The sequence below is a fragment of the Rhodococcus sp. CX genome, assembly GCF_015865005.1.
GTDB lineage: Bacteria > Actinomycetota > Actinomycetes > Mycobacteriales > Mycobacteriaceae > Rhodococcus.
Map to the genome: position 1 here is coordinate 47610 of NZ_JADZGH010000111.1, position 10336 is coordinate 57945.

At 70.6% G+C, this 10336-nt stretch carries 8 protein-coding genes and 1 pseudogene; 1 reads left to right on the forward strand and 8 read right to left on the reverse strand.

Translation table 11 applies throughout. The features are described from left to right. Together I0Q12_RS32680 and I0Q12_RS12310 are read right to left on the reverse strand one after the other, a co-directional pair. On the reverse strand, positions 1-90 hold a 90-nt coding region (locus I0Q12_RS32680), incomplete at its 3' end, for an alpha-E domain-containing protein (protein ID WP_231610514.1). Beyond that, a complete protein-coding gene (locus I0Q12_RS12310; RefSeq protein WP_231610515.1) occupies positions 90-1616 on the reverse strand; it encodes a circularly permuted type 2 ATP-grasp protein in 1527 nt (508 codons plus the stop codon). The genes I0Q12_RS32680 and I0Q12_RS12310, both read right to left, overlap by 1 nt. 335 nt (positions 1617-1951) lie before the next feature. On the opposite strand from I0Q12_RS12310, the gene rpsT reads away from it, so the two are divergent. Beyond that, positions 1952-2212, forward strand: coding sequence for a 30S ribosomal protein S20 (rpsT, locus tag I0Q12_RS12315; RefSeq protein ID WP_197252190.1), 261 nt, complete (start codon positions 1952-1954; stop codon positions 2210-2212). A 94-nt stretch (positions 2213-2306) separates the two neighbouring features. On the opposite strand, the gene holA is transcribed toward rpsT, so the two are convergent. The 6 genes and pseudogenes from holA to I0Q12_RS32685 all read right to left on the reverse strand — a co-directional run. After that, positions 2307-3269, reverse strand: a complete 963-nt coding sequence (gene holA, locus I0Q12_RS12320) for a DNA polymerase III subunit delta (RefSeq protein WP_197252191.1) — start codon at positions 3267-3269, stop codon at positions 2307-2309. Continuing rightward, positions 3266-5587 (reverse strand): DNA internalization-related competence protein ComEC/Rec2, encoded by a 2322-nt coding sequence (locus I0Q12_RS12325; RefSeq protein ID WP_197252192.1) that lies wholly within the window; start codon positions 5585-5587, stop codon positions 3266-3268. Before I0Q12_RS12325 ends, holA begins: the two co-directional genes overlap by 4 nt. Next, positions 5584-6444, reverse strand: a complete 861-nt coding sequence (locus I0Q12_RS12330) for a ComEA family DNA-binding protein (RefSeq protein WP_197252193.1) — start codon at positions 6442-6444, stop codon at positions 5584-5586. The genes I0Q12_RS12325 and I0Q12_RS12330 overlap by 4 nt, the downstream gene beginning before the upstream one ends. Positions 6445-6541: 97 nt before the next feature. Beyond that, complete coding sequence (gene nuoN / locus I0Q12_RS12335; RefSeq protein ID WP_307846197.1) at positions 6542-8122, reverse strand: NADH-quinone oxidoreductase subunit NuoN; 1581 nt, start codon at positions 8120-8122, stop codon at positions 6542-6544. Then, the gene (locus I0Q12_RS12340; RefSeq protein ID WP_197252194.1) at positions 8119-9756 is read right to left on the reverse strand and encodes an NADH-quinone oxidoreductase subunit M; all 1638 of its coding nucleotides are present in this window, start codon (positions 9754-9756) and stop codon (positions 8119-8121) included. Before I0Q12_RS12340 ends, nuoN begins: the two co-directional genes overlap by 4 nt. 7 nt (positions 9757-9763) lie before the next feature. Beyond that, positions 9764-10336, reverse strand: a pseudogene (locus tag I0Q12_RS32685) (NADH-quinone oxidoreductase subunit L); the annotation flags it as partial.

Sequence of the window (10336 nt, forward strand, 5' to 3'; positions counted from 1 at the left end):
GACCGCGACGTCCATGATCCGGGCCGTGTCGTCGGCCCGCTCGACGTAGCGGCCGATCCAGAACAGCGATTCCGCGTTGCGCGCCAGCATCACTGCCCCCTCCCGTTCTGCTGTTGCTGCTGTTGTTGTTGCTGCTGGGTGTCGCTCAGTTCCGGCCCGCGATCGACGGATCCGACCTGCAACGGTTCCGCGACGACCCGGTCGCCGCCGAGTTCGCTCTCCTCGCCCGAGCTGCGGGGCGCGAGCACCCACGTGTCCTTGCTGCCGCCGCCCTGGCTGGAGTTGACCACCAGCGACCCTTCGGGCAAGGCGACCCGGGTCAGGCCGCCCGGCAGAACCCACACGTCCTCACCGTCGTTGACCGCGAAGGGCCGCAGATCCACGTGCCGCGGCGCGAGCGCCTCGCCTGCCCGGGTGGGGACGGTCGACAGCTGCACGACGGGCTGCGCGATCCAGCTGCGCGGGTCGGCCCGGATCTTGCGGGCCATGGTCTTCAGTTCCGCGGCGGAGGCATCGGGGCCGAACACGATGCCGTATCCGCCGGAGCCCTCGACCGGTTTGATCACCAGTTCGTCGATGCGGTCGAGGACCTCCTCACGTTCCTCGTCCAGCCAGCACCGCAGGGTGTCGACGTTCGGGAGCAGCGGTTTCTCGCCGAGGTAGTAGTCGATGATGTCCGGCACATAGGTGTAGACCAGCTTGTCGTCGCCGACGCCGTTGCCGACAGCGCTCGAGATGACGACGTTGCCCGCGCGGGCGGCATTGAGGATGCCGGCGACACCGAGCACCGAGTCGGGCCGGAACTGCATCGGGTCGAGGAAGTCGTCGTCGATGCGGCGGTAGACGACGTCGACCTGCTGCTCACCTTCGGTGGTGCGCATGTAAACGATGTTGTCGCGGCAGAACAGGTCGCGGCCTTCGACGAGTTCGACGCCCATCTGCCGGGCGAGGAGGGAGTGTTCGAAGTAGGCGGAGTTCGCGACACCGGGGGTGAGCACCACGACGGTGGGGTCGGCGGCGTTGGGGGCCGCGGCGGCACGCAGTGCGCGCAGCAGGCGCAGTGCGTACTCGCCGACGGGCCGGACCCTGTGTTCGAGAAACAGGTCGGGAGCGACCCGGGCCATCGCGCGACGGTTCTCCATGACGTAGGACACGCCCGACGGGGACCGCAGGTTGTCCTCGAGGACCCGGAAGGTTCCGGTCTCGTCGCGGATGAGGTCGATCCCGGCGACGTGGATGCGCACCCCGTTCGGCGGCACGATGCCGGCCGCTTCGCGGTGGAAGTGCTCACACGAGGTCACCAGCCGTTTGGGCACGATGCGGTCGCGGAGGATGTGCTGCTCGCCGTACACGTCGTGGAGGAACATCTCGAGCGCCCGCACCCGCTGGGTGACGCCTCGCTCGATCTTGGTCCATTCGGCGGCGGCGATCACCCGCGGCACGAGGTCGAGCGGGAACGGTCGTTCCTGCCCGGACAGGGAGAAGGTCACGCCTTGGTCGGTGAACGCCCGGCCGAGCGCCTCGGTGCGGGCGGTGAGGTCCTCCGGTCCCTTCGCTTCGAGGATCTTCGCGAGGCGCCGGTACGGGGCTCGCACGCGGCCGTCCGCGTCGAACATCTCGTCGTACGCCGCTCCGGCGGCGGCCGCGTCCGGGTAGCCGTCGAAGACGTCGGTGGTCGTCGATCGACGTCGTTTCCCGGTTCTGGCAGCGTCGAGGGTGGAGTTGCGGCGGCTCATGTCCGAAATGTTCGTACACGTCCGGCCCGGGTGCGGAATCGGAAACAAACTTGTCACGCCTGCGAAACATTTGGAACGGGAACGAAATATTCGGGCCTCGAACGCGACCGCTTTTTGGCATTGCGGCGGCCCGCTGGTATCGTCGTACGTCGGTGCGCATTGGTGCACCCAGAGCTTTCCGACCAGCTACCCAGCAAAACGACAGGATTTTACGCGTGGCCAACATCAAGTCCCAGGTGAAGCGGATCCGCACCAACGAGCGCAACCGACTCCGCAACCAGTCGGTCAAGTCCTCGCTGCGCACGGCGATCCGTTCGTTCCGCGAGGCCGCGGCCGCCGGCGACAAGGACAAGGCCGTCGAACTCCTCGTCTCCACCAGCCGCAAGCTCGACAAGGCCGCCAGCAAGGGTGTCATCCACCCGAACCAGGCCGCCAACAAGAAGTCGGCTCTGGCGAAGGTTGCCAACCAGCTCTGAGGTAGAACGCAAGCTCTGGCTCCGACAAGACCGCCCTCCTCGTGAGGGCGGTCTTTCGTCGTCCGGACCCCGGACCCCGGACCGGGAGCGGTGATCAGCGGCCGGCCAGGGCGGCGATCCGCCGGACCGCTCGCTCGACCGCGTAGTCGGCGTCGGCGGCGATGCCCTTGACCTCACCGTTGAGGGCCGCCACGATCGCCAGTCCGGACGCGACCGAGTCCGGATTCCACGCGCGGGCCTGCGCCTGCGCCTTCTTCACCTTCCACGGCGGCATACCCAGATCCGACGCCATCTTGAACGGATCACCGCGCCCGGCGGACCCGACCCGCGCGATGGTGTGCACCGCGTCGGCCAGCGCGTCGGCCAGCAGCACGTGCGCGACACCGCGGTGCATCGCCCAGCGCAACGCCTCGAGCGCGCCGGCCGTGTCCCCCGCGACGGCCTTCTCGGCCACCTCGAACCCGGTGACCTCCGCCTTGCCGGAGTAGTACCGATTCACCGCGGTCACATCGACCTTCCCGCCGGTGTCCGCGCACAACTGGCTGCACGCGGCGGCGAGCTCCCGCAGATCCGAGCCCACCGCGTCGATCACCATCTGCACGACGTCGGGCGCCACGCGCACCCCGGCGGCCCGGAACTCGGCGCGCACGAAGTCGACACGTTCGCTCGCCTTGGTGACCTTCGCGCATTCGTGGACCTCGGCGCCGCACTTCTGCAGCGACCCCACCATCGCCTTGGCCCGGCCGCCGCCGCTGTGCAGGATCACCAGCGTGACGCCCTCGGGTGGCGCGGCCGCCGCGTCGAGGATCAACGCGACCGCGTCCTTGCCGGCCTCGGCGGCGGCTTCGAGCACCACCACGCGGTCCTCGGCGAACAGCGACGGACTCAGCAGTTCCGCGAGTTCGGCGGCACCGGCATCGCCCGCACGCAGCCGGGACACCGGCAACTGGGCGCCCGCGCCGCTGGTTTCGCGTACTCCGGCGACGATCCCGGCGACCGCGCGTTCGACGAGCAGTTCTTCGTCGCCCAGGACCAGGTGCAGTTGCGTCGCGCTCACGGACCGATCGTGCCACGGTGGTCGGACACGACGGCAAGGGCCCCGGACCCGGCCCGTACCACCGCGATGTCCCCCAGCGCGCCGGTGGTCAGTACGCGTGTGCCCAGTTCCTGCAGACTCGACAGAATCTCCGGGTGCGGGTGCCCGAACGGGTTGTCGCGTCCGGCCCCGACCAACGCGACGCGGGGACGCACCTCCGCAAGGAACCGCGACGACGACGTCCGCGAACCGTGATGCGGAACCTTGAGCACGTCGGCCCGCACCTCGGCGCCCGAGCGGAGGAGTGCCTCCTGCGCACCCGCTTCGGCATCGCCGGTCAGCAGCACCGACCCGATCGGGGTGTCGGCCCGCGCGACCAGCGACCGGTCGTTCTCCTCACCACCGCCCGGGCCGTCGCCGAGCACCCGGAGGGTGATCGTCCCGATCGTGAACACCTCCCCCCGATGGATTTCCCGGGTCTGCACCGAGAACCGCCGCGCGGTCGCGACCAGGTCGGCACCGCCGGGGCGCGAGGTCGCGCCCGGACCCGTGACGACGACCGCCACCGACCGATCCGCGAGCACACCGTCGAGACCGCCGACGTGATCGGCATGCAGATGGGTGATCATCAGCATCGGGATGCGAGTCACCCGCAGCCGGCGCAGGCACCTGTCCACGGCCGTCGCGTCCGGTCCGGTGTCCACGACGATCGCGCCGCCGTCGCCGGTGGACAGCACGAAACTGTCACCCTGTCCCACATCGCACGCGACGAGCACCCACCCCGTCCCGGGCCAGCCCGGCCGGCCGATCCACACCGGCACACACACGGCCGCCGCGGCCAGTGCCGCGACCGCGACGATCCTCCTCAGCCGGCGGTGCCGTGCCACCACCCAACCGCACACGATGGCCGCAACGACGGTCACGGCACCGGCCGCACCCGCCGGCACCGTCAGTTCGGCGGTGGGCAACGCGGCCGCGCGGTCGGCCACTTCGAGCAGCCACCACAACATCGGGGCGGCGCCGCGCGCGAGCAGTTCCGCCCCCGGCGACCACACCGCGCCGCACAGGACGACCAGGGACCCGAGCACGGTGAGCGGCGGAAGCACCGGCGCCACCAGCACATTCGCGACGACCGCCACCACGCTCACCGAGCCGGACAGGGCCGCGACGATCGGGGCGGTGACGACGAACGCCGCCGCGGACACCGCACACACCTCTGCGAGGGCCCGCGGGATGCCGCGGGCCCGCATGCGCGTCACCCATCCCGGCGCCACCGCGATCAGTCCGGCCGTCGCGACGACCGACAGCGCGAAACCGGCGTCGGCCGCGAGCTCCGGTGCGACGATCAGCAACATCCCGATGGACGCGGCGAGCGCCGGCATCGCCTGCCTGCGTCGTCCCACCACCAGTGCGAGCAGCGCGACCGATCCCATCGCGGCGGCGCGCAGCACGCTCGGTGACGGCCGCACCACGACGACGAACGCGACGAGTGCCAGGGCGGCGAGGACGGTACCCGTGCGCGGTCCGATTCCGAGTGCCCGCACGAGCAGCAGCACCGCGCCGAGCACGATGCTCACGTTCGCCCCGGACACCGCGGTCAGATGGGTCAGACCCGCGACCCGGAACTCCTCGCGCACGTCGTCCGGCAGGTTCGAGGTGTCCCCGACGATCAGTCCCGGCAGCAGCCCGGCGGCATCGGGTGACAGCACGGCCTGCGCCGCGGACGCGAGCCCTTCCCGGACGGTCGCGGCCCACCGCTGATGCAGCGGCGGCGGCGCGACCGCGCGCGGTGGTCCCTGGGCCCGCAGCAGCGCGGCCACGAGTCCCGGCCCGTCCGCGACGGCGAGCGTGCCGCGCACCGTGATGCGTTGTCCCGGAACCAGTTCCGACCAGGTTTCGGCCGCCGCGAACAGGACGACCGAGCCGCCCGCGTCGACGCGCTCGCGTCCGATCTGTGCGGACCGCAACGACGCCGGGATACGCACCTGCGGCTCCCCGCCGAAAGCGTTCTGCCGCATCGCTTTCGGATCGTCGTCGACCACCACCTCGGCGGTGACGCTCGCTCCGCGCGGCGCCGCGGTCGCGAGCGGATGCGTCTCGGCGGCTGCGGCACGCACCCCGACGGCGACGCCGTAGCCGGCGCCGATCAGCAACGCTGCCAGGAGCGGTCCGCGTGCGCGGGCGAACGCGGCGACCCCGGCGAGCAGCACGGCGATCACGGTGCCGGCCAGGGCCGCCCGGCTACCCGCGTACAGACCGAGCAGCGTGACGGCCCATGCCGCGGCCGCGCACGGAACGAGCCGGGCATCGAGCCGCGTAGCGGTCCGGTCGCTGTTCACACCGTGACCAGCGTGCGCAGTCGCGCGAGCCGGGCCGGGCCGATGCCGTCGACCTCGCCGAGTTGCTCGACATCCGTGAACGGCCCGTTCTCGTCGCGCCAGGCGATGATGGCCGCGGCGGTCACCGGACCCACCCCGGGCAACGCGTCGAGCACCGCTTCGTCGGCGGTGTTCAGATTCACCGGTCCCGCCGCACCTCCCGATGCCGTGCCTCCCGATGCCGCGCCTCCCGGTGCCGAGGCCCGTGATCCCGCACCGGTTCCGACGCTCGACACGCTGCTCGCGGGAGGCGGCGGATCCGGCGGCGCGGCACCGACGACGATCTGGTCGCCGTCGGCGACGCGCTGCGCCAGATTGATGCCCGTAAGATCGGCGCCCGGCAACGCTCCCCCGGCGGCAGTCAGCGCATCCGCGACCCGCGTACCGGGCGCCAACGTCACGAGCCCCGGTGCGGCGACCAACCCGACGACGCTGACGACGAGTTCTTCGGGCTCGGCCATGTCCGGCGCCGCTGCCGCGCCGCTCGGCGCGGAAACGAGCGGCTCGGACGCGGTCGACACCGAAGGAAGCGGTGGAACCGCTTGCGGCACAGGCTGATCACGCCACACAACGACGAACGCGACGAGTGCCGCGACGATGCCGACCACGCCGAGCGCCGCGGTCCCGCCGTTGCCCGTCTGCCAGCGTGCCGCGCGCAATCGGTCGATCAGCCGCAGCGGTTCCGACTCGCCGACCGGTGACTCTTCCCCATCGTCACCGGCAGCCCTGTAATCACCGTCGGCCCCGTAGTCACCGGCGGCACGGGCGATCGCGTCCAGCCGGGACCGGACCCGTTCCCCCTCGTCGCCGCTCCCCATGCCGCGACGGTAACCATCCGGGGATCGGCGCGAGACCCGCCGACGCCGGATCCGGCGAATCTGTGGATGAATCCGGCGCCTGTGGACAACCCCGCGCTCACTGGAAGAACACAGCCGCCCGGTCCGCGAGATCCAGCACCGGCTGCGGCGCGATCCCGAGCACGATGGTCACCAGCGCGGACACCGCCACGACCGTCGCGGTCACCGCACCCGGCGCGACGACCGTCACCGCGTCGTCGCCGGGTTCGGTGAAGAACATCAGCACGATGACCCGCACATAGAAGTAGGCGGCGATCGCACTGCACACGACACCGACGACGACGAGCGGCGCGGCCCCGCCCTCGATCGCGGCACCGAACACCGCGAACTTGCTGACGAAACCACTGGTCAGCGGGATCCCGGCGAACGCGAGCAGGAACAGCGCGAATGCCGCTGCGGCGACCGGGGATCGACGGCCCAGCCCCGACCACGCGGACAGATCTCCGGCTTCCCCGGTGCGGTCGCGGACGAGCCCGACGATCGCGAACGCCCCGACGGTGCTGATCCCGTAGGCGAGCAGGTAGAACATCGTCGACGCGACGCCCGCGTGGTTGGCCGCGACCAGGCCGGTGAGAACGAAACCGACGTGAGCGACGGACGAGTACGCGAGCATTCTCTTGACATCGCGCTGGGTCACCGCGATCACCGACGCGGCCACCATCGTCAGGACGGCGACGGCCCCGAGCACCGGCTGCCAGTTCGCGCTCAGCTCGGGCACCGCGACGTAGAACACCCGCAGCAGCGCCCCGAAGGCCGCAATCTTCGTCGCCGACGCCATGAACGCGGTGACCGAGGTGGGGGCGCCCTGATAGACGTCGGGGATCCACGACTGGAACGGCACCGCACCGACTTTGAACAGCAACCCGACCGCCAGCAGCGCCACGCCGCTCAGGGCGAGGGTGTCGTCGCCGGACCCGCCGGCGACGGCCGCCGCGATCCCGGACAACCGCACCGTGCCCGCGTACCCGTACAACATGGCCATGCCGTAGAGGAAGAACGCCGACGAGAAGGCGCCGAGGAGAAAGTATTTCAGCGCCGCTTCCTGCGAGAGCAGGCGCCGGTGCCGCGCGAGGCCGCACAGCAGATACAGCGGCAGCGACAGCACCTCGAGGGCCACGAACATGCTGAGCAGGTCGTCGGATGCGGGAAACAGCAGCATCCCGCCGACCGCGAACATCGCGAGCGGGAACACCTCGGACGTGGTGATTCCTTGGCCTGCCGCCGTGCGCTCGGCGGCGCTTCCCGGCGGCACGGCGGGTTGCGGCGCGAAGTCGTCGACGGCGAACCGAGCCCCGGCCGTGACCGTCTCGGCCCCGACCGCCTCCGCCACTGCCACACGGCGTTGCGCGATCAATCCGACTGCAAGGATCGAGGCCAGCAGGATCGCGCCCTGCAGGAACAGGGCCGGGCCGTCGATCACGACCGCGCCGAGCACCGCCGAACTGCTGGTTCCGGCGAGCGAGACGACCGCGACGAAGGCCGCGACGAGACCGGCGATCGCGAGCACGAACTGCGTCGTGTGCCGGACCCGGCGGGGCACGAATGCCTCGACGAGCACTCCCACGACCGCGACACCGAGCACGATGAGCATCGGCGAGAGCAGACCGTATTCGATCGACGGAGCGCTGATCTCGTTCACTCGGATTCACCTCCCTGCTCGGGCGTATCGGTTTCCGGATCGGCGCCCACCACCGCCCCGGTCAGCACCGGGCCGGGCACGGTGGGCGCCGGGTCGGTCTGCCCGATCGTGGTCATCGTGTGGTTCACGGCCGGGTCGATCACATCGAGCGCGGGTTTCGGGAACAGGCCGAGCACGATGAGCAGCGCGACGAGCGGTGCGACGACGACCAGTTCGCGCGGCACCAGGTCGCGGACCTCCTCGTTGCCGGAGGCGAGCGGACCGGTCATCATCCGCTGGTACAGCCACAGCACGTAGATCGCGGAGAGCACGAGCGCGCCGGTGGCGAACACCGCGGCGACGCCGTAGCGCGGGAATGTGCCGATCAGGACCAGGAATTCGCTGATGAACGGGGCGAGCCCGGGCAGCGACAGCGTCGCCAGACCGGCGACGAGGAACGTGCCGGCCGCGATCGGGGCGACATTGCGGACCCCTCCGAACGAGGCGATCAGGCGAGAACCCCTGCGGGAGACGAGGAATCCCGCGATGAGGAACAACGCCGCGGTCGAGAGCCCGTGGTTGACCATGTACAGCGTCGATCCGGTCTGGGATTGGCTGGTCATCGCGAAGATGCCCAGCACGATGAACCCGAAGTGCGAGATCGACGTGTAGGCGATCAGCCGCATCACGTCGGTCTGCCCGATGGCGGCGATCGCGCCGTACAGGATGCCGATCACCGACAGGGTGACGATCAGCGGCGCGAACGTCGCCGACGCCTCGGGAAACAGCTGCAGGCAGTACCGGATCATCGCGAACGTGCCGACCTTGTCGACGATCGCCATCATCAGCACGGCGTTCGTCGGTGTCGCTTCGACGGCGGCGCCGGGCAGCCAGCTGTGGAACGGCCACAGCGGCGCCTTGACCGCGAACGCGAACATGAATCCGAGGAACAGCGCGTTCAGCAGCCCCGGGGAGGCACCGAGTTCGCCGGCCGTCGCCAGCGCGACAACCTCCCGGAAGTCGAACGTCCCCACTTCCTGGTCGACGGTCAGGATGTACAGACCGATGACCGCGGCGAGCATCATGAGGCCGCCGAACAGGTTGTAGAGCAGGAACTTCACCGCCGCGGCGGAGCGGGCGGCCCGGTCCTGCGCCCGGCCGAACCCGCCGATGAGGAAGTACATCGGGATGAGCATCGCCTCGAAGAACACGTAGAACAGCAGGATGTCGAGTGCGGTGAAGGCCAGCAGCACCATCGCCTCGACCACCAGGATCAGCGCGACGTACGCGTGCGGCCGCTTGCCCCCGATGCCGTTCCGCACCACGGCGTCCCGGGTGTCGTTCCATCCGGCCAGCAGCAGCAACGGCACCAGCACCGCGGTGAGCAGGACCAGCACCAGCGCGATGCCGTCGACCCCGAGCGTGTATCCGGCACCGAAAGACGGGATCCACCGGTGCGATTCCACGAACTGGTACTGCGCTCCCCCGGGTTCGAACCGCACCGCCACGACGATCGCGAGCACCGCGACCACCAGCGACACGACAAGGGCACCGGCCTTGGCAAGGTCGGGCCGCCGCGCCGGCACCGTCCACACGAGCAGCGCGCCGATCGTCGGCACCAGCCACAACGCGCTCAGCCACGGGAACTGGTTCATCGCATCCTCACCAGAGCACCATCGTGGCGACCACGAGGGCCGCGCCTACCAGCATGGACAGGGCATAGGACCGGGAGAATCCGGTCTGCAGCGTGCGCAGCCGCGCCGACGCGGCCCCGATCAGCACGGCGACCCCACCGACGGCACCGTCGACGGCACGGTCGTCGACCTCGACGAGGGCGCGGGTCGCGTGCTGTCCGGGTCGCATGAACACCGCTTCGTTGACCGCGTCCCCGTACAGGTCGCGGCGCGCGGCACGGGTCAGGGCGGACACCTCGTCCGGTGCATCGACCGGGATCTCGCGGATCGCGTACTGCCGGTAGGCGATCGCGACACCGACGAGCACCACCGCGAGGGTCACGACGGTGAGCACCCACACCGGGACCGGCAGTTCACCGTGCTCTTCCCCCACGACCGGTTCGAGCCAGTTCACCAGCGCCCCACCGTAGGCCAGCAGCGCGCCCCCGGCGACCGAGCCGATCGCCAGCACCACCATCGGCACGGTCATCACCCCGGGTGATTCGTGCGGGTGCGCGTCCTCCGCCCACCGCCGCCGCCCGAAGAACGTCATGAGCATCAC

Excerpts from the sequence above, each read along its gene's own strand:
- I0Q12_RS12310 (WP_231610515.1), bottom strand. The coding sequence starts at position 1,616 with ATGTTCGACGCGGACGGCCGCGTGCGAGCCCCGTACCGGCGCCTCGCG.
- I0Q12_RS12330 (WP_197252193.1), bottom strand. The coding sequence starts at position 6,444 with ATGGGGAGCGGCGACGAGGGGGAACGGGTCCGGTCCCGGCTGGACGCG.
- I0Q12_RS12340 (WP_197252194.1), bottom strand. The coding sequence starts at position 9,756 with ATGAACCAGTTCCCGTGGCTGAGCGCGTTGTGGCTGGTGCCGACGATC.